This is a genomic window from Kushneria sp. AK178 (assembly GCF_053903105.1).
The window spans coordinates 1,825,554-1,842,810 of record NZ_CP096381.1 but is presented as its reverse complement, the minus strand read 5'-3'; the positions used below and the strand labels follow the sequence as shown (position 1 = coordinate 1,842,810).

21 protein-coding genes are annotated in these 17,257 nt (G+C 61.4%); 11 read left to right on the top strand and 10 right to left on the bottom strand.

Features of this window, described 5'->3' with window-relative positions:
- Positions 1-5: 5 nt before the first annotated feature.
- Positions 6-455, top strand: a complete 450-nt coding sequence (gene hisI / locus M1D97_RS08320) for a phosphoribosyl-AMP cyclohydrolase (RefSeq protein ID WP_456267279.1) — start codon at positions 6-8, stop codon at positions 453-455.
- Entirely contained in the window at positions 442-777 is a 336-nt protein-coding gene (yidD, locus tag M1D97_RS08315; protein ID WP_456267278.1) for a membrane protein insertion efficiency factor YidD, read from the top strand. The genes hisI and yidD overlap by 14 nt, the downstream gene beginning before the upstream one ends.
- Here yidD and M1D97_RS08310 read toward each other — a convergent pair.
- The 3 genes from M1D97_RS08310 to M1D97_RS08300 are packed head-to-tail and all read right to left on the bottom strand — an operon-like array spanning position 768 to position 2,847.
- Complete coding sequence (locus tag M1D97_RS08310) at positions 768-1,166, bottom strand: DUF2628 domain-containing protein (RefSeq protein ID WP_456267277.1); 399 nt, start codon at positions 1,164-1,166, stop codon at positions 768-770. The genes yidD and M1D97_RS08310 overlap by 10 nt on opposite strands.
- Before the next feature lie 58 nt (positions 1,167-1,224).
- The gene (locus M1D97_RS08305; RefSeq protein WP_456267276.1) at positions 1,225-1,635 is read right to left on the bottom strand and encodes a SufE family protein; all 411 of its coding nucleotides are present in this window, start codon (positions 1,633-1,635) and stop codon (positions 1,225-1,227) included.
- A 36-nt stretch (positions 1,636-1,671) separates the two neighbouring features.
- A complete protein-coding gene (locus M1D97_RS08300) occupies positions 1,672-2,847 on the bottom strand; it encodes a tyrosine-type recombinase/integrase (protein WP_456267275.1) in 1,176 nt (391 codons plus the stop codon).
- Positions 2,848-3,082: 235 nt separating this feature from the next.
- Between M1D97_RS08300 and M1D97_RS08295 the strand changes: the two genes are divergently transcribed.
- Positions 3,083-4,048 (top strand): DNA-binding protein, encoded by a 966-nt coding sequence (locus M1D97_RS08295; protein ID WP_456267274.1) that lies wholly within the window; start codon positions 3,083-3,085, stop codon positions 4,046-4,048.
- 89 nt (positions 4,049-4,137) lie between these two features.
- On the opposite strand, the gene nfuA is transcribed toward M1D97_RS08295, so the two are convergent.
- Positions 4,138-4,725 carry a Fe-S biogenesis protein NfuA gene (gene nfuA / locus M1D97_RS08290; protein WP_456267273.1) on the bottom strand — a complete coding sequence of 196 codons (588 nt, stop codon included), beginning with the start codon at positions 4,723-4,725 and terminating at the stop codon, positions 4,138-4,140.
- 261 nt (positions 4,726-4,986) lie between these two features.
- Here nfuA and metH point away from each other — a divergent pair, with 261 nt between their 5' ends.
- On the top strand, positions 4,987-8,694 hold the full coding sequence (gene metH, locus M1D97_RS08285) for a methionine synthase (protein WP_456267272.1): 3,708 nt from the start codon (positions 4,987-4,989) through the stop codon (positions 8,692-8,694).
- Between the two features lie 97 nt (positions 8,695-8,791).
- Here the strand turns inward: metH and smrA are convergent, their stop codons facing one another.
- Both smrA and M1D97_RS08275 read right to left on the bottom strand, forming a co-directional pair.
- The gene (smrA, locus tag M1D97_RS08280; RefSeq protein WP_456267271.1) at positions 8,792-9,391 is read right to left on the bottom strand and encodes a DNA endonuclease SmrA; all 600 of its coding nucleotides are present in this window, start codon (positions 9,389-9,391) and stop codon (positions 8,792-8,794) included.
- A 138-nt stretch (positions 9,392-9,529) separates the two neighbouring features.
- Positions 9,530-10,774: a YihY family inner membrane protein gene (locus tag M1D97_RS08275; protein ID WP_456267270.1), complete on the bottom strand. Its 1,245-nt coding sequence runs from the start codon at positions 10,772-10,774 to the stop codon at positions 9,530-9,532.
- A gap of 172 nt (positions 10,775-10,946) precedes the next feature.
- Here M1D97_RS08275 and wrbA point away from each other — a divergent pair, with 172 nt between their 5' ends.
- The 7 genes from wrbA (at position 10,947) to M1D97_RS08240 (ending at position 15,595) form a co-directional block, all read left to right on the top strand.
- The gene (gene wrbA, locus M1D97_RS08270; RefSeq protein WP_456267269.1) at positions 10,947-11,558 is read left to right on the top strand and encodes an NAD(P)H:quinone oxidoreductase; all 612 of its coding nucleotides are present in this window, start codon (positions 10,947-10,949) and stop codon (positions 11,556-11,558) included.
- A 2-nt stretch (positions 11,559-11,560) separates the two neighbouring features.
- Positions 11,561-11,971, top strand: a complete 411-nt coding sequence (locus M1D97_RS08265) for a DUF2069 domain-containing protein (protein ID WP_456267268.1) — start codon at positions 11,561-11,563, stop codon at positions 11,969-11,971.
- An 87-nt stretch (positions 11,972-12,058) separates the two neighbouring features.
- Entirely contained in the window at positions 12,059-12,703 is a 645-nt protein-coding gene (gene pdxH, locus M1D97_RS08260; protein WP_456267267.1) for a pyridoxamine 5'-phosphate oxidase, read from the top strand.
- Between the two features lie 108 nt (positions 12,704-12,811).
- Entirely contained in the window at positions 12,812-13,447 is a 636-nt protein-coding gene (locus M1D97_RS08255) for a helix-turn-helix domain-containing protein (protein WP_456267266.1), read from the top strand.
- Between the two features lie 117 nt (positions 13,448-13,564).
- A complete protein-coding gene (locus M1D97_RS08250) occupies positions 13,565-13,885 on the top strand; it encodes a DUF1244 domain-containing protein (protein ID WP_456267265.1) in 321 nt (106 codons plus the stop codon).
- On the top strand, positions 13,882-14,403 hold the full coding sequence (moaB, locus tag M1D97_RS08245) for a molybdenum cofactor biosynthesis protein B (protein ID WP_456267264.1): 522 nt from the start codon (positions 13,882-13,884) through the stop codon (positions 14,401-14,403). Before M1D97_RS08250 ends, moaB begins: the two co-directional genes overlap by 4 nt.
- A complete protein-coding gene (locus tag M1D97_RS08240; RefSeq protein WP_456267263.1) occupies positions 14,396-15,595 on the top strand; it encodes a molybdopterin molybdotransferase MoeA in 1,200 nt (399 codons plus the stop codon). The genes moaB and M1D97_RS08240 overlap by 8 nt, the downstream gene beginning before the upstream one ends.
- Here M1D97_RS08240 and M1D97_RS08235 read toward each other — a convergent pair.
- From M1D97_RS08235 to M1D97_RS08220, 4 genes are all read right to left on the bottom strand, one after another.
- Positions 15,581-16,159 (bottom strand): acyl carrier protein phosphodiesterase, encoded by a 579-nt coding sequence (locus tag M1D97_RS08235; RefSeq protein ID WP_456267262.1) that lies wholly within the window; start codon positions 16,157-16,159, stop codon positions 15,581-15,583. The two genes, M1D97_RS08240 and M1D97_RS08235, sit on opposite strands and share 15 nt — an antisense overlap.
- Before the next feature lie 8 nt (positions 16,160-16,167).
- Positions 16,168-16,518 carry a TusE/DsrC/DsvC family sulfur relay protein gene (locus M1D97_RS08230; protein ID WP_456267261.1) on the bottom strand — a complete coding sequence of 117 codons (351 nt, stop codon included), beginning with the start codon at positions 16,516-16,518 and terminating at the stop codon, positions 16,168-16,170.
- A gap of 62 nt (positions 16,519-16,580) precedes the next feature.
- Entirely contained in the window at positions 16,581-16,865 is a 285-nt protein-coding gene (tusB, locus tag M1D97_RS08225) for a sulfurtransferase complex subunit TusB (RefSeq protein ID WP_456267260.1), read from the bottom strand.
- 31 nt (positions 16,866-16,896) lie between these two features.
- On the bottom strand, positions 16,897-17,250 hold the full coding sequence (locus tag M1D97_RS08220) for a DsrE family protein (protein ID WP_456267259.1): 354 nt from the start codon (positions 17,248-17,250) through the stop codon (positions 16,897-16,899).
- Between the last annotated feature and the right edge of the window lie 7 nt (positions 17,251-17,257).

The window sequence follows — 17,257 nt, the reverse complement described above, 5'->3', positions numbered from 1 at the left end:
GTAACATGAGTGCATCCTCCCCTGCCTACAGGGTGCTCGAGCAGGCCGAGCCCGGCGTCGAAGCCGACCTCGAAGACCTTCTGGCGTCTGCCGGCTGGAACGATGACGGTCTGATGCCGGCCATTGCCCAGCAGTTCGACAGCGGTGAAGTACTGATGATGGCCTGGATGAATCGACAAACGCTCGAAGAAACGCTCCGTACCGGTCGGGTCTGCTACTGGTCGCGTTCCCGTCATAAGCCCTGGCGCAAGGGTGAATCGTCGGGCCAGGTACAGATGCTGCATCAGGCCTTTCTGGACTGCGACGGCGATACGCTGTTGCTCAAGGTGGACCAGAGCGGACCTGCCTGCCATACCGGCCGGCGCACCTGCTTTTATCTGGCGCTTGATGAAAAGAGCGCTCGGGTGGATACGGCGCCGCTAATGTCATCCGAGGCACTGTATGGCAATAGCTGAAGCGCTGCGTCAGCTGTTGCGGGGGCTGAAAAAGGCGCTCGCCATGGTGCTGATCGCCCTGGTGCGCGTCTATCAGTATGGCATCAGTCCTCTGATCGGCCCGCGCTGTCGCTTCTGGCCTACCTGCTCCAACTATGCCATTGAAGCCATTCAGCGCCACGGCGCCGTCCGTGGTGGCTGGCTCGCCCTCAGGCGGCTGCTGCGCTGTCATCCCTTCTGTGCCGGCGGCGTCGACCCGGTGCCCGAAAAGGCTTCCTGCCGGCACTGCCTGACACATGATCAGGGCGATAATCCTGACCGGGCGCGCGACGATCAGGCCTGAAAGGTGTGCTCGTTTGAATCGGGGGCGCCGGATGGCGCGTCTCCTGCATGACGCTCGATGGCCTCCCGGCGTCCTGCAGCCCTGACTGTTGCCCTGAACCGGCCTCCGCTGGCGATCAACAAGCGGCGTTTCCAGCGATTGCCGTAAAGGCCAAAGACAGTGTAAACGCCGAGACAGATGACATTGACTACCATGTCGAGCAGCCCGCTCTCCTCCATGGCGCCTGCCACCGAGATGGTCAGGATGCCTGCCAGTGTCAATGCAGCTATCCGCCACAGCCGGCAGTACAGCGCCCAGAATGTCCCAAGAAAAAAGGCCGGCCAGTTCCAGCCCTGCTTGATGGCCTCAAGGCGGCCATCAGCATGCTGGTAGATATCGAACTGCTTCACAAAGGCTTATTCCTCGCTTAATCAAGGAATAGCTTACGTATGTCTGACGCAAAATGCATCAGGCGTGTGCGTGTGCCGTGGCCTTGATGCGCTCCAGCATGGCATGCAACCCATTGCTGCGGGTCGGAGAGAGATGCTTGTCGAGATCCAGCGCCGTCAGGAAGTCGGGCGGCGTGTCGATGATCTCCTGTGGCGTTCGGTCATTGTAGATGCGCAGCAAAATGGCGATCAGCCCCGAAACGATGGCGGCATCCGAGATGGCGTCAAAGTGCAGCTGCTCGCCCTGGCGCTCACCATGAACCCATACATTGGACTGACAGCCATCAAGGCGGGTGTCATCGTTTTTCCACTCGTCGGGAAAGGCGGGAAGCTGCTTCCCCAGATCGATGATGTACTGATAACGGTCCATCCAGTTATCAAACATGTCGAATTCGTCGATCAGTTCCTGCTGGGCCTCTTGCGGACTCATGCCGGCTCCATGTGCTGGTGTAGAAAAAGGGTCGCATTATAGCGTGTCATCGGGGGTGTCGTCCGATGGATCAAGCCCGTGTCGATTGATCTGACCGTGCCATTCCCGGGTTTCAGCGTGGAGATAGCGCGCCGTGGTCTCAAGTCTTGAATGGCGCGCCGTGCGTGCCAGATAGCGCAGCTCGACGCCCTGCTGTGCCTGATGGGTAATGGCCGTATGACGCAGCCAGTGTGGCGTGACGCGCCGAAGGCGCTGCGCCTCGTGCACTGCAGTGCCACCCGCCTGCTCCCTTTTCAGCGCCAGGGATTCAAAGGTCTTTTTGATCATGCGATAGAGCTGATTGTCGCCCACACCGCGCTGACCATCCAGCGCCCGGATCACCGGCGTGTCTTCTTCCGGCGTCGGCACGGGCGTCAGCTCAAGCACCTGACGCCAGCGCGACAATGCCTGCATCATGGCATCCGGTACGGGGATGCGGGCCCGCCGACTGCCCTTGCCCGTCACCTGCCACCACCACTGCCCCTCACGCTGGAGAAAATCGTTCATGCGGGCATGGCTCATCTCGCTCACCCTGGGCGCCAGTAGATAGGCAAAGGCCAGGATGAAACGTTGTCGCTCGAACTCATAGTGTCTGCGCGGTGTTGCATCCGCCGGCGGCGGCGTATCGAGTGTCTGCCAGCACCACTGCCACAGGGGGCGCTCCAGATAGCGCTCGACGCCTGTTGAGGTATTATCGAGGCGCCGGCGCTTGTCGCGCATCAGTCTGAAGGGATTGTGCTGCAGCCAGCCCGCCTCGATCAGCCAGCCAAAAAGCGTCTGCAAAATCACCAGACTCTGGCGTCGACTGGCGGCAGACAGCCCGCGGCGAAACGGGCGCCAGTGTTCGCTGTGCCGGGGACTGGGCGGGCCGATCCATTCACTGGCGGGTCTCGGGTCAGCAAGAAATTGCTCGAAGTCATCCAGTGTGCGGCGATCAATGTCCGCAAGCCGCCTGCCCTGCCCTTCGAGCCATAACAGCAGCCGCTCGGCTTCCTTGCGGTACTGCCGGAAGGTCTGCGCACTGGCGTGATACTCCATGAGCCATGCCGCCACGATCTCCCGGTCATTGTCCGCCTCAATCAGTTGACCGTGCCCGACGCCTGCGTCGCGCGCTACCAGTAGCGTCTCACGATCCCTGTCGGCCGCCGGCTCGACACTTAACGCCCTTTTCATCGCATGCTCCCCGGAATGTCCGGTATTTCCCAAGCGCCATGATACCCATAATGCCGACTAAAATCATGATAAGACGCGTAATCATGATTTTTTTGATTTTATCGTAAATAAAATTACGTTATATGTATTATGTAATAATGCTTTTGTCACCATAACCCGCTATAGTGAGGATGAGCGAGGCCCGTCCCGAACAACAGCACTCAAAGGGCCATCACAGGGGACTCAGGAGGCCGTCATGGCACGAAATGGCGTGCAGTTCGAAGATGTACAAGGAGCGATCGAAACCCTGATACAGCGTGGCGATGCGCCGAGTGTTCAGCGCATCCGCGAGGTGCTGGGGACCGGCAGTTTCACCACCATCAGTGATCATCTGCGGGAGTGGCGGGCCAGGCGCGAGGAAAACCGCAATGTCCCCCTGCCGCAGGCCATTCCGGAGCGGCTGCACGATGCGCTGGCCGGGCTCTGGCAACAGGCTCAGGAGGAAGCCGGCGATGCTCTTGCCTTTTATCGTCAGCAGTCGGATGAGCAGGTCGAACAGGCGCGTGAGGAAGCCCGCCAGGCTCAGCGACGCGTCGAGGATACCGAGCAGCGGCTGGAGGCCCTGGGAGAGCGACTCGACAGCACCGCGGCCCGGCTCGAGGAGAAGGCTTCCAGCCTGGCGCGACTCGAAAGCGAGGCAGCGCACCTGCGCGGCCAGCTCGAGGAGCGCGACCAGCGCCTGGCCATGCGCGACCGACAGATCGATGCGCTCAGCGAGGAGCGCGATCGCATGGAGCGCGAGCATCACGAAGCGCTCGAGCAGCAGGATCAGACGTACAAGCGGCGTCTGGCTCAGGAGGAGTCACGTCATGAAAGCGCGGAAAATCGCTTGATGCAGCTTCTGGATAGCGCGCGGCATGAAAAACAGGAGGTAGAAAAACAGGCACGCCGTCGCCAGGAGCAGCTCGAGGAGCGCATCGAGAAGATCAATACCCAGCTGGAGCAGCAGCGGCGCACCCTGCAGGAAGAGGAGCGCAAGATGCGTGATCTGGGTCAGCAGAATCGCCACAACGAGCAGCAGCTTCAGGAAAGTCGCGGACGTGAGGATCATCTCTCGGGGCTGCTGGCCGAGCGCGACGAAGAGCTGGTTCGCCTGCGAACCGAGCTCAGGGTGCTGCAGGAGCGCCTTTCCAACGCCCCCATGCCACCGTTCGTATACTAGATCGACGACGCTACCGCATTAAAAAACCCCGGCAGGCCGGGGTTTTGGGGGGACGTGCATTGACGAGCGCCAGCAATCGCCAGCGGCGATCAGTAATAGGCGTTGGTCGTATCGCTGTGGTCGGTCACATCGCGAATGGAGGTCAGCTCGGGGATACGCTCTGTCAGCGTTTTTTCGACGCCCTGCTTGAGCGTGATATCCACAGCCGCACAGCCCTGACAGCCGCCGCCGAACTGTAGTACGGCCACGTTGTCCTCGGTCAGCTGAATCAGACGAATTTCGCCGCCGTGGGCAGCAAGCCCCGGGTTGATCTCGCTGTACAGGATGTAGTTGACCCGATCTTCCAGCGGGCTGTCCTCGCTGACCTGGGGCATCTTGGCATTGGGCGCCTTGATGGTGAGCTGTCCGCCCATGCGGTCGGCATTGAAATCGACCACGGCGTCTTCAAGGAAAGTAACGCTGTGCTTTTCAAGGAAGAGATTGAATTTCTCGAGCTCGATGCGCTCGTCGCTCTCCTCTTCCTCGCCCGGTCGGCAATAGGCCAGGCAGGTCTCGGCATAGGGCGTACCGGGCTGAGTAATGAAGACACGCACGCCGATGCCTTCAACGTCCTGACGCGAGAGCAGATCGGCGAGATAATCCTGCGCGCTTTCGGTAATTTCGATGGTCTGACTCATTGGCGGCCTCGTGCGCAATCGCAGTAAAGAAGTCTGTCTGTATTTTATGTCAGCCAGCAGCTCGCGACAAATCCGAGTGCAACACTCGGGTAAATGAATTCGGCGATATGGGCCGCGCGCCGCGGCCCTTGCGGCATGAATGATCCCGACTCATGGTCGGCGTGAATGTCTTTCAGGCCGCAAGCCTATCCGCCTGACAGGGGTTTGCTAAAATACGCCCTCTTTCACGTACGCCCGACCACCCTCCGGAGACCTTCTTCCATGCCTACCGTTGCCGATTCACCGGTTCTGGAGACGCTGACCCGCCTGATGTCGGATCGCATACTGATCCTTGATGGTGGCATGGGCACCATGATCCAGAACGAGCGGTTGACCGAACAGGACTTCCGCGGTGATCGCTTTGCAGGCTGGGAAAGTGATCTCCAGGGCAACAACGATCTGCTGGTGCTCAGCCAGCCCGAGGTTATCAAGCGATTGCATCGCGACTATCTCGAGGCCGGCGCTGACATCATCGAGACCAACACCTTCAACAGTACCCGCCTCTCCCAGGCCGACTATCATGCCGAAGAACTGGTGGTGGAGCTTAACCGCGAAGCGGCCCGGCTGGCCCGCGAGGTGTGTAACGAGGTTGCCGATGAGACCGGCCTGCCCCGTTTCGTGGCGGGGGTGCTGGGGCCCACGAGCCGCACGGCCTCGATCTCGCCCGATGTCAACGACCCCGCCATGCGCAACGTCACCTTCGAAGCGCTGGTCGACAACTATATTGAAGCCGCCCGCGCCCTGATCGAGGGCGGCAGCGACCTGATCCTGATCGAGACTATCTTCGATACGCTCAACGCCAAGGCGGCCATCTACGCCCTCGATGTCCTGTTTGAAGAGCTCGGTTACCGCGTGCCCATCATGATCTCGGGCACCATTACCGATGCGTCCGGGCGTACGCTGTCGGGACAGACCACCGAGGCGTTCTGGAACTCCGTGCGCCATGCCCGGCCGCTCAGCGTGGGTCTCAACTGTGCACTCGGCGCGGAAGATCTGCGCCCCTACCTTGAAGAGCTGTCGCGCCGGGCCGACACGCATGTGTCGGTTCACCCCAACGCCGGGTTGCCCAACGAATTCGGTGAATACGATCAGGAAGCCGACGAGATGGCGGCGATCGTACGTACCTTCGGCGAGCAGCAGCTGGTCAACATCATGGGCGGTTGCTGCGGTACCACACCGGAGCATATTGCCGCGATCAAGCGCGTCATGACCGACCTGCCGCCCCGGATGGTGCCGGATATCGCGCCCGCCTGTCGCCTCTCCGGGCTCGAGCCCTTCAATATCAATGCGAGGTCGCTGTTCGTGAACGTCGGCGAGCGCACCAATGTGACCGGTTCCGCCCGCTTCAAGCGATTGATCAAGGAAGAGGATTTCACCACCGCGCTGGAAGTGGCGCTCGAGCAGGTCGACAACGGCGCTCAGGTCATCGACATCAACATGGATGAGGGGATGCTCGACTCGAAGGGCGCGATGGAGCACTTCCTCAAGCTCGTCGCCTCCGAGCCGGACATCTCGCGTGTGCCCATCATGATCGACTCCTCCAAATGGGAGATCGTCGAGGCCGGTCTCAAGTGCATCCAGGGCAAGGCGGTCGTCAACTCGATCTCGATGAAGGAAGGTGAGGACAACTTTCGCTATCAGGCCGCGCAGTGCCGTCGATTCGGCGCGGCCATCGTGGTCATGGCCTTTGACGAGCAGGGTCAGGCCGACACCATGGCGCGCAAGACCGAGATCTGCGAGCGCGCCTATCGCATTCTGGTCGACGAAATCGATTTTCCGGCCGAAGACATCATTTTTGACCCCAACATCTTTGCCATCGCGACCGGCATCGAGGAGCACAACAACTACGCGGTCGATTTCATCGAAGCCACGCGCTGGATCAAACAGCACCTGCCGCACGCCATGATTTCCGGCGGCGTCTCCAACGTCTCCTTCTCCTTTCGCGGCAACAACACGGTCCGCGAGGCCATCCATTCGGTCTTTCTCTATCACGCCATCCGCGCCGGCCTGACGATGGGTATCGTCAATGCCGGCCAGCTGGCGGTGTATGACGACCTGCCCGACGAGCTGCGCAATGCCGTGGAGGACGTGGTGCTCAACCGCCGCGAGGACGCCACCGAGCGGCTTCTGGAAATCGCCGAACGCTACAAGGATGACGGTGGCGGCCCCCAGAAAAAGGAGGATCTCGAATGGCGCAGCTGGGAGGTTGAAAAGCGCATCGAGCATGCGCTGGTCAAGGGCATTACCAGCTATATCGAGGAGGATACCGAGCTGGCGCGCCAGCGGGCCGATCGCCCCATTGAGGTGATTGAAGGCCCGCTCATGGATGGCATGAACGTGGTGGGCGATCTGTTCGGCGCCGGCAAGATGTTTTTGCCCCAGGTGGTCAAGTCGGCACGCGTCATGAAACAGGCCGTGGCCTATCTGATCCCCCACATCGAAGCGGAAAAGAGTGACGACGATTACAGCAAGGGTCGTATCGTCATGGCTACGGTCAAGGGGGATGTCCATGATATCGGCAAGAACATCGTGGGCGTGGTGCTGCAGTGCAACAATTACGAGGTGATCGACCTGGGCGTCATGGTGCCGGCGGAGAAGATTTTCGCCGCCGCCCGCGAGCACAACGCCGATATCATCGGTCTATCGGGTTTGATCACCCCCTCGCTGGACGAGATGGTGCACGTGGCAAAGGAGATGGAGCGCCAGGGCTTTGATATCCCCCTGCTGATCGGCGGTGCCACCACCTCCAAGGCGCACACGGCGGTCAAGATCGAGCCTGCCTACAGCCATCCGGTGGTGTATGTCACCGATGCCTCCCGCGCAGTGGGAGTGGCCAGCCGACTGCTCTCGCCCGGGCTGAAAGAAGCCTATGCCGGCGAAATCCGCGCCGAATATGAAAAGGTCCGTGAACGTAACAGCAAGCGACGCCCCAAATCGGCCGATCTCAACTACGCACAGGCCTGCGAGCGCCACTTCGATGGCGGCTGGGATGACTACGAGCCCCCGGCCCCCGGTTTTACCGGACTGCGTGTGTTTGACGATATAAACCTGCGCGAACTGGTCGACTACATCGACTGGACGCCCTTTTTCATGAGCTGGCAGCTGGTGGGCAAATACCCGAAGATCCTTGAGGATGATGTGGTGGGTGACGCCGCGCGCAACCTGTATCAGGATGCGACCGCCATGCTCGACAGGCTCATCGACGAGCGCCACATTCAGGCGCGCGGGGTCATCGGCTTCTGGCCGGCCAACAGCGTCGATCATGACGTGATCGAGGTGTATGCCGATGAGTCGCGCCGGACGGTGATCAAGCACCTTCATCACATCCGGCAGCAGACCACCAAAAACCGTGACGGCCTCTGCTATAGCCTGGCGGATTTCATTGCGCCGAAGGATAGCGGCCGCGCGGACTGGATCGGCGGCTTTGCCGTCACTGCCGGTCATGGCGCCGATGAGCTGGCCCGTCGTTACGAGCAGGCCGGCGACGACTACAACGCGATCATGGTCAAGGCGCTGGCGGATCGTCTGGCCGAGGCGCTGGCCGAGCGCATGCACGAGCGGGTGCGTCGTGAATACTGGGGCTATGCGCCGGACGAGACGCTGGACAACGATGCCCTGATCAACGAGAAATACCGCGGCATTCGCCCGGCACCGGGCTATCCGGCCTGCCCCGATCACACCGAAAAGACCGCCCTGTTCGAGCTGCTTGATGCACCCGATAACACCGGCATGACCCTGACCGAAAGTTTCGCCATGTGGCCGGCGGCGGCCGTATCGGGCTGGTACTTTTCGCACCCGCAGTCGCGCTATTTCTCGACCGGCCGCATCAGTCGCGATCAGATCGATGCGCTGGCGACGCGCAAGGCGATGTCGCGCGACACCATGGAGCGCTGGCTGTCGCCGATTCTTTCCTATAACCCCGACGAATAGTGTTGCGGCATGAGCCTGTCGGCGCATGACGGCATGAAAGAAGGGCCTCTCGATCGAGAGGCCCTTCTTCTGCTGCCAACAAAAACGATGCCTGCCCTCAGGGCGCGCCACGGCGCTGGTGCAGTTCACGATTGCGCTGGCGGGCGCGATGAGACTTTCTCAGCATCACATAGGTCGCGCCCAGCCCCCCGTGGCGCGGTTGCGCCGTAACATAGGCCTGAACCTCGTCGAACTGCGCCAGCCATTTGCCGACATAGGAGCGCACCACGTTGGCATGACTCTCATCGCTTTTGCCGCGACCGTGGATGATCATCACGCACCTCAGCTCATGCTCGTGGGCCTGGCGAATGAAGTTGAACAGCTCGCGCCGGCACTCTGCCACCGGGCGCTTGAGCAGATTGAGCTGTGAATCGATTTGATAGCCGCCGTGTCGCAACTTCTCGATGACCCCGGTCTGGATGCCATCACGGCGAAACTCGACCGGGTCGTTGACGGGCAGCAGGTCGACAAATTCATCGGACAGGAAATTGCTTTCCCGCTCGCCATCCTGGGCGCTGGCCCGTCTGGCCAGCTGCGCATCGCTGGGCGTGCGCGCGCCGTGATTACCGGCATCGGCGCGGTTGCGTCCCTTGTTGAGCGGAATGACGTCAGCCATTTCACGAAAAAAAAGCTGCTCATCGCGTTGATTGGCATTCATCGGGCTACTCCTCGCGTATTGGCAGTGCACCAATAGGCTTATCGTTCAAACAGGGGGTGCTGCCGGTCAGACAGCATCAGTGTCAGAGCGTCGCGTCGGGAATAAGGTATGAAGTGCCGAACCTCCCGGCCAGTGCCGTCATGGGGTGATGGGCCTGTTGCTGTCGGAGTCGTCCGCAAGGGCTGAAGCCATTGGAACATCCAGAGCGTCATGATAGCGCTGCTGCGCGGTACGCATCATGTCGGCCACCTTACTATAGCCTTCCGGCGGGCGATATTGCTCGGGCATCGCCCAGGGCAGGCCGGCGACCACCTCGCTGAGCGTCAGGGTGTCGAGCGGTCTGGCCAGCACCCACTCGTCCTCCTCGCCGATGACAATCCAGCCCTGCTCGGACAGTACGCTTAACAGTTTGTGATAGTGCCCGCCCAGCCGCTTGCGCACGCTTGAGGCCGTCAGGGCGCCTTCACCGCGGGCGTGTGTCCGGTGCAGCAGGGTCAGCATGCCCACGGCCTGCCAGAACAGTGGCCAGCGACGCCAGTCGGCGCGCTGGATTTCTCCCAGCCAGGCCGCCAGTTCGGCCCCCATCAGGATGATGAACCAGCTCAGAAATATCCAGATCAGAAACAGCGGCACCGCTGCAAAGGCGCCATACAGGATCTGATAGGAGGGGAAATTGGTCACAAAGATGGAAAAGCCCCACTTGGCCAGCTCCAGCGATACCGAGACCAGCAGCGCCCCGGCGGCGGCATGCCTGAAGCGCACCCGGGCGTTGGGCACAGTGATATAGATGAACAGAAAGGCCAGAAAGCTCAGAATCGGCGGCAGAAAATGCAGTATGAAATCGCTGCCGCCCAGCCAGGAGGCGGCCGAGTTCAACACGCTGATGGAGGCCAGATAGGAGGACAGCAAAAAACCGCTGCCGATGAGGATGGGCCCCAGCGTCAAAACGGCCCAGTACACCAGAAACCCCATCAAGCCGTGGCGATTGTGGCGAACGCCCCAGATGCGGTTGAGCGCATTTTCCACGGTCATCATCATCAGAATCGAGGTCACCAGCAAAAAGACCACCCCCACCATGGTCAATCCACGAGCCTGCTGGGTAAAGCCTCGCAGCGTGTCCAGAATGGTCTGCCCCGTCTCGGGCACGAACTGTTGAAACACGAACTGCTGGATACGGTCGCCGGCCTCCTGGAATTCCGGTATGGCGGCGAACAGGGAATACGCTACGGTGGTCAGCGGGACCACGGCGAACAGGGTGGTGTAGGTCAGCGACGCGGCGGTCTGCAGGCCATCATGCGCGTTGAAGCGCTTGAAAAGTGCCAGCAGCGCCCTGAACGGCGTCAGCAACCACCATGGAAATCGGGGTAGGGAAAAACGTCTCACCGTGTCCTGCTCCTGACGATAACCACTTGATTGTAGTCGCAAACATGGCGATCGCCAGGCGCTTTGCCGTCTCGATGCCAGCGGCGATGGCGCCTGACAACCATGGTCCCGATGGGCACAATAGTGGCATACCTGCCAGAATTGGCCTCTATCGCCTCCACAAGGATATGTCATGACTCGACCCTACGTACTGGTGCTCTACTACTCCCGTCAGGGCGCAACACGCGATATTGCCCGCCACATTGCCGCAGGCATCGAATCGGTGGGAGGCATCGATGCCCGTCTGCGCACGGTGCCATCGGTATCCAGCGAGTGCGAGGCGGTGGCCGGCGACATCCCCGATGAGGGGCCGGTCTATGCCAGTCATGACGATCTGCGTGACTGCGCAGGCCTTGCCCTGGGCAGTCCCACCCGCTTTGGCAACATGGCGGCTGCCCTCAAACACTTCCTGGATGGCACCAGCACGCTCTGGCTCAACGGTGTGCTGGTTGACAAGCCCGCCACGGTCTTTACCTCGACCTCCAGCATCCATGGCGGACAGGAAAGCACTTTGCTGACGATGATGAACCCTCTTTTGCACCACGGCATGGTGATTGCAGGCATCCCCTATAGCGTGGATGAGATGTTCACCACGCGTACCGGCGGCACGCCCTACGGTGCCAGTCATTTCGCCGGGCCGGACAATGATCGCAGTATCGATGATGAAGAGCAGGCGCTGGCGACAGCTCAGGGCAGGCGCCTGGCGCGGCTGGCGCTGGCGCTTGAAACTACCAGAGGACAGTAGCCGTGCTGTTTCGTACCTTCGAACAGCGCTATGGCGCCTCTGGTGCCAGGCAGCGGGCGCGGCGGGTCGTGGCCATCAGCTGGGCCGTGCTTCTGACGGTTACCCTGATCACGGGGCTGATGCTGGCCCGGTATGGTGGCACGGAAACACTGCTGCCCGTGCTGGTGCGCATCGTACCGCTGCTGTTACTGGGCATTGTGCTGCGCACCGAACGCCGGCGCGGCTATGGCTGGCTGGCGTTTGTCAGCGTGCTTTATATCATTCAGGGGGCTGCCATGCTTCAGTTACCGGGGCTATGGTGGCTGGGCCTGATCGAGGCACTCTCCGCTCTGACCCTGTTGCTCAGCGCCGGGAGCTATGCCTTTTACATCCGCCGCTGGCAGCGGGCCGATGAGGCCTCGAACCTGCAATGAAACGGCCCCCGGGGCATGGATCATGTCCATGACAATATAACGAGGCAGTGTCCGTAATGCCTCTGCGAAGCTTCAAGGAAACCGCTCATGAGCACCATTTCTGATCTGCGTCGTGATTATGCCGGAGACTTTCTCGACGGCGACAATACGCCCGAAACGCCATGGCCCCTGTTCTCGGAGTGGCTCAATGCAGCGCTGGAAAGCGAGCGCGACGATGCCAATGTCATGACACTGGCCACGGCCGACAACGAAGGCATGCCCCATGCCCGTATCGTGCTGCTCAAGGGGTTCGATGAGAATGGCATGGTGTTCTACACCAGCTATCAGAGCCACAAGGGCAGCGAACTGGGCACCTGCCCGCATGCGGCGCTGGTGTTCTGGTGGCCGACCCTGCAGCGTCAGGTGCGCATTGAAGGGCATGTCGAGCAGGTCTCCGACGAGGTCTCCGATGCCTATTTCCACTCGCGCCCCAGGGCCAGCCAGCTGGGCGCCTGGATCTCCCAGCAGAGCGTGGAAATTCCCAATCGTCAGTGGCTGGAGGAGCGCACTCGCCGCTTTGAAAGCGCCTATCAGGACAATGATGTGGACCGGCCGCCGCACTGGGGTGGCTACCGGGTAGTACCGATCATGATCGAGTTCTGGCAGGGCCAGCCCAGCCGACTGCATGACCGGATTCGCTATCGCTGGCGCGCCACCGACGGCCACTGGTTGAAAAGCCGGCTGGCGCCCTGATGGCAGGCGTGGCCGGCATTGCTTCAAAGCCGCACGCAAGGGCGGGCAATGGTGGCACCCACGGCAGCTGTATCGCGCTGAAGCCACCTGAAGGATGCTCGTGAAAGGATGACGGATCGTGACACAAGAACCGGGGGTGGCATGAACCTTGCCCGCGGGCAGAAGCCTTTCGTTGAGCCCCTGCGCCTGGGCGAGCGTCTGCGTGAAATCCGCCGGGCCCAGCAGCTGACGCTGGAAGAGGTCAGCCGTCGTACCGGCGTGGCGCGCTCGACTCTGTCCAAGATCGAAAACGATCTGGTGTCACCAAGCTTCGTGGTCGTTCAAAAGCTCATGATCGGGCTCGAGCTGGACATGCCGCAGCTTCTCAAGAGTCCGCGCAGGGCCCCCTGCAATGCCGGGCGACGGGATCTGACGCGCAGTGGCGAGGGTGAACAGCACCCGACCCCCACCTATGAGCATGAGCTGTTATCGACCCAGCTGTCGCCCAAGCTCATGACACCTTTCAAGACCATCGTTCGCGCCCGCAGCATTCAGACGTTTCCGGACTGGGTACGCCATGGCGGCGAGGAGTTTCTGCTGGTTCTGGAGGGCTCGATTCTGATGTACAGCGAATTCTATGAGCCCCTTCAGCTGGATACCGGCGATAGCCTCTATTTTGACAGCGACATGGGCCACGCCAAGGTCTCCATCAGTGAGGCGGATGCGCTGGTGCTGTCGGTGTGCGCTCCGGGCGACCGGGTCTGACCGGTGTATACCGTGCTGTCGAAGGACTACTCGCCACCCTGATGAGCGCCTACAATATCCCTCTATCCTGTTTGCTCACCTTTTGCGGCATACAGCACGTTGACAAGGAGTCTGAACATGGAACAGCTGGACAAGCAGACGCAGACCGAGCTCGAGGCCGCCGCCTTTCGCCGCCTGCTCAGACACCTCGATGACAATCGCGATGTACAAAACATCGATCTGATGATTCTGGCCGATTTCTGCCGCAACTGTCTGTCCAAGTGGCTGGTGACGGCGGCCGAAGAGCGCCACATCGAGCTCGATCTGGAAAGCGCCCGCGAGCATGTCTATGGCATGCCCTACAGTGAGTGGAAAGCCCATCATCAGCCGCCGGCCACCGAGGAACAGCTCAAGGCACTTGAAGCGCGTCAGAAGGCAAAGGAGAGCGCATCCTCGTGAGTGACGATTTCATACCGCTCGATATTGCCGTTTTAACCATTTCCGACACCCGCGATGAGAGCAGCGACCGCTCCGGTGCCCTGCTGATCGAGTCGCTCGAAAGCGCCGGGCATCGCTGCGTGGCGCGACAGATCATCCGCGATGAGCTCTATCAGATTCGTGCGGAAGTGGCGCGCCTGATTGCCGACCCACGAGTACAGATTGTTATCACGACGGGCGGGACCGGGTTTACCGGTCGGGATTCCACGCCCGAGGCCGTTGGCGTGTTGTTTGACAGTCATATCGAAGGCTTTGGCGAGATGTTCCGCCGGCTCTCGCAGGACGATGTCGGCAGCTCGACCATTCAGAGCCGGGCGCTGGCAGGTTTTGCCAACCATACGGTGGTGTTTTGTCTGCCCGGCTCGACCGGCGCCTGTCGCACCGGCTGGGAGGGCATTCTGGCCGAGCAGCTCGATAGCCGGCACAAGCCCTGCAACTTCGCCAATCTAGTCATTCCCGGGCGGAGGCAGCATGGCTGACAGCGGTCGTCTGCATACGCCGCAACAGGCACTGGACTCGCTCGCGAACGGCCTCGAACCGCTGCCTTATGAATGGGTCGCGCTCGAGGCAGCCGGTGATCGCGTGCTGGCGCAGACGCTGCACGCCCGGCATGACACGCCCCCCTTTGATAACAGCTCGATGGATGGTTACGCCCTGCGCGCCCGGGACAGCGGCGGCGTGCTGCCTGTCAGCCAGCGCATCATGGCCGGTCAATCATCGGTGCCACTGGAAGAAGGCACCTGTGCACGCATCTTTACCGGTGCGCCCCTGCCCGACGGCGCGGACAGCGTCATCATGCAGGAGCAGGTGGAAGTCCGTGACGAGGGCGTTTTCATCCCCGCCGGGCTTGAAGCGGGTAACAGCGTTCGCCTGAAGGGCCGCGAGATCACGACCGATGAGGTGCTGGTACACCGGGGCACGCGACTCAACAGTGCAGCGCTCGGGTTTCTGGCAGGCCAGGGGTTCGACCGGCTGCCGGTCTACCGCAAACCCCGGGTTGCCCTGCTCTTTACCGGCGATGAGCTGAAGCTGCCGGGCGAGCCGCTGGCCCCCGGGCAGATCTATAATGGCAACCGTTTCATGCTGATGGATCTTTTGCCGCGCTTTGGCGCCGAACTATCGCTGGTGGAACAGGTGCCGGACACGCTCGAGGCCATGACGCAGGCCCTCGAGCGCGCCTCCAGGCAGGTAGATGTCATCGTGACAACCGGCGGCGTCTCGGTGGGCGATGCCGACTACGTCCGGCGCGCGCTGGAATCGCTGGGAGAGCTGGATCTCTGGCGCCTGTCGATTCGCCCCGGCAAGCCGCTGGCGCTGGGGCATATCGATCAGTGCCGTTTCGTGGGGCTGGCGGGCAATCCGGTGTCGAGCTTTGTCGGCGCATGGCTTTTCCTGCGCCCGCTCATGGGCGGCCTGCAGGGATGTGAGGCGATGCAGGCGCTGCCGGAGGTGACCGCTCGAGCGGCGTTTACGACCGAAACGGCCGGTCGCGATCACTACATGCGCGTGACCCTGCACTGGCAGGACGGTGGTTACCACGCTGAGGCCTTCGAGGATCAGGACTCTTCCATTCTGCGATCGTGCGTCAGTGCCAATGCGCTGGCGGTCATCAAGGCCCACTCCCGAGTCGCGCCGGGCGACAGCATCCGGTGTCTGCTACTGGTCAGCTAGGGTGGCGGCATGGTCGCATGCCGCGCGCTGCATCCAGGGCCAGATCGCATGAAAGCTCTCTTCCAGCAGTGAATATTCCCGCTCAAGCCAGGGCGTCAGTTCGGCCAGTCGATTGGGGCCGGACAGGCGTGTGCCCACGCCGGCGATGGCCCGGCAGGTGAAATCGAAATCGCCATAGGCTTCCAGCCAGTTCTCGCGCCGCAGATGCTCAAAGAGTCGCGTCTGCCGTGGCGGAATCATGGCGTCATGATGGGCCAGTACCCGATGAATGCGTCGATTCAGGGCGGCATCGGGATAGCACCTGGCGAGAAAGTGATCCCAGACGATGTCCAGCGCAATGCCGCAGACACGCCGCTGCGCTTCGGGCGCCTGCCGCTTGAGTGCCAGCGTGGTCTCATGCTGGTCGATCAGGGCATCCATTCGACGGTGAAACCGCACGCCCCGGGCGAATTCCGCCTCGGCCGTGGTCGGCACCGGCCCCTTGATGCCATCGGCCACCAGATTGCCCAGCAGGAAGATATCGCTGCCGTGGCGCGCAAGCCAGGCATGAGCAAGGAAGTTCAAGTCTTGACCTACAAACAGTTCGTGGGGCGTGGCAGACCGGCCAGGCGTGCGGCCACGCGCGCCGGGCTCTCGGGGAACAGCGACATCAGATAAATCGACGTGCCCTTCTCTTCTCCCAGCAGCTGGCGGGTCGTTTTGACCAGGGCGCGCATGGCAGGGGCCATCTCGAAGCGTGCATAAAAATCACGCAGCAGCTCGATGATTTCCCAGTGGGCGGGCGTCAACTCGCGCCCTTCGCGCTCGGCCATTTTGCGGGCTACTTCGGGGGACCAGCTTTCGATGTTCTGCAGATGGCCGTCGCTGTCCAGTGCGATGCTGGTGCCATCTGCAAGCGTCAGGGGGGTTGTGTTCGAAGTCATGGCGTCTGGCGTTGTAAGCAGTGAGAAAGTCGTATCGACGACATGTCAGGATGGCCAACGGTTCAAAACCAGCTGACCGTCCGCTCGGTGCTGGCTGTCAGGGCCACAAAGCCTGCCATGTCGAGCGTGCCTGTTTCAGGCATCGGGATCACGCCTCTTGACGTACAGTCCTCCGCGAGCGCCCAGAGGTTAATGCCCTGTGGCAGGACACGGGAGGTCGCTGTGGCGGCGGCGTAGACACCATCCTCGATCAGCAGCACATGATCGCCCTCCGAGACGGCAGCAGCAAGCTCGTCCAGGATGCGGGTGCTGAAAGGAGAGCGATTGACCAGGTGAAGCGTGTTCATGGTGACTCTAGTCGGTAGGGAAAACGGGATATCAAAAGCTCATGACCACATCGTGCCGGGCGATCATGTCGGCAATACACGCCTGCTGACATCCCGGCATCAACCCCTCGATGTCAACACCGCGCGCGTCAAGCGATTGACGGTCATACCAGAGCGGCTCGATGTCATACAAAAACAGACCTTCCAGCATGGCCGCACTGCCCTTTTGTCCCAGCGCGCCACGCTGCTGATCGGCAAGCAGCGCCAACACGCCATCGCCGCTGAACAAAATGGTTGGTGGCTGCCCCAGTGCGGCACCGACCAGCGCCGTTTCAAGCCCTTCGCGTACCCAGCTTGAGCCGTGCGGTGGGTGACGCACGATCACCAGTATGCTTCTGGAACTCATGGTGTCA

What these genes read in the sequence shown, in the direction of transcription:
- M1D97_RS08230 (WP_456267261.1), bottom strand. Translation starts at nt 16,518, where the DNA reads ATGACTTCGAACACAACCCCCCTGACGCTTGCAGATGGCACCAGCATC.
- M1D97_RS08300 (WP_456267275.1), bottom strand. Translation starts at nt 2,847, where the DNA reads ATGAAAAGGGCGTTAAGTGTCGAGCCGGCGGCCGACAGGGATCGTGAG.
- yidD (WP_456267278.1), top strand. Translation starts at nt 442, where the DNA reads ATGGCAATAGCTGAAGCGCTGCGTCAGCTGTTGCGGGGGCTGAAAAAG.
- wrbA (WP_456267269.1), top strand. Translation starts at nt 10,947, where the DNA reads ATGACTCGACCCTACGTACTGGTGCTCTACTACTCCCGTCAGGGCGCA.
- M1D97_RS08250 (WP_456267265.1), top strand. Translation starts at nt 13,565, where the DNA reads ATGGAACAGCTGGACAAGCAGACGCAGACCGAGCTCGAGGCCGCCGCC.
- M1D97_RS08295 (WP_456267274.1), top strand. Translation starts at nt 3,083, where the DNA reads ATGGCACGAAATGGCGTGCAGTTCGAAGATGTACAAGGAGCGATCGAA.
- tusB (WP_456267260.1), bottom strand. Translation starts at nt 16,865, where the DNA reads ATGAACACGCTTCACCTGGTCAATCGCTCTCCTTTCAGCACCCGCATC.
- smrA (WP_456267271.1), bottom strand. Translation starts at nt 9,391, where the DNA reads ATGAATGCCAATCAACGCGATGAGCAGCTTTTTTTTCGTGAAATGGCT.
- nfuA (WP_456267273.1), bottom strand. Translation starts at nt 4,725, where the DNA reads ATGAGTCAGACCATCGAAATTACCGAAAGCGCGCAGGATTATCTCGCC.
- pdxH (WP_456267267.1), top strand. Translation starts at nt 12,059, where the DNA reads ATGAGCACCATTTCTGATCTGCGTCGTGATTATGCCGGAGACTTTCTC.
- M1D97_RS08255 (WP_456267266.1), top strand. Translation starts at nt 12,812, where the DNA reads ATGACGGATCGTGACACAAGAACCGGGGGTGGCATGAACCTTGCCCGC.
- M1D97_RS08220 (WP_456267259.1), bottom strand. Translation starts at nt 17,250, where the DNA reads ATGAGTTCCAGAAGCATACTGGTGATCGTGCGTCACCCACCGCACGGC.
- hisI (WP_456267279.1), top strand. Translation starts at nt 6, where the DNA reads ATGAGTGCATCCTCCCCTGCCTACAGGGTGCTCGAGCAGGCCGAGCCC.
- metH (WP_456267272.1), top strand. Translation starts at nt 4,987, where the DNA reads ATGCCTACCGTTGCCGATTCACCGGTTCTGGAGACGCTGACCCGCCTG.
- M1D97_RS08305 (WP_456267276.1), bottom strand. Translation starts at nt 1,635, where the DNA reads ATGAGTCCGCAAGAGGCCCAGCAGGAACTGATCGACGAATTCGACATG.
- M1D97_RS08240 (WP_456267263.1), top strand. Translation starts at nt 14,396, where the DNA reads ATGGCTGACAGCGGTCGTCTGCATACGCCGCAACAGGCACTGGACTCG.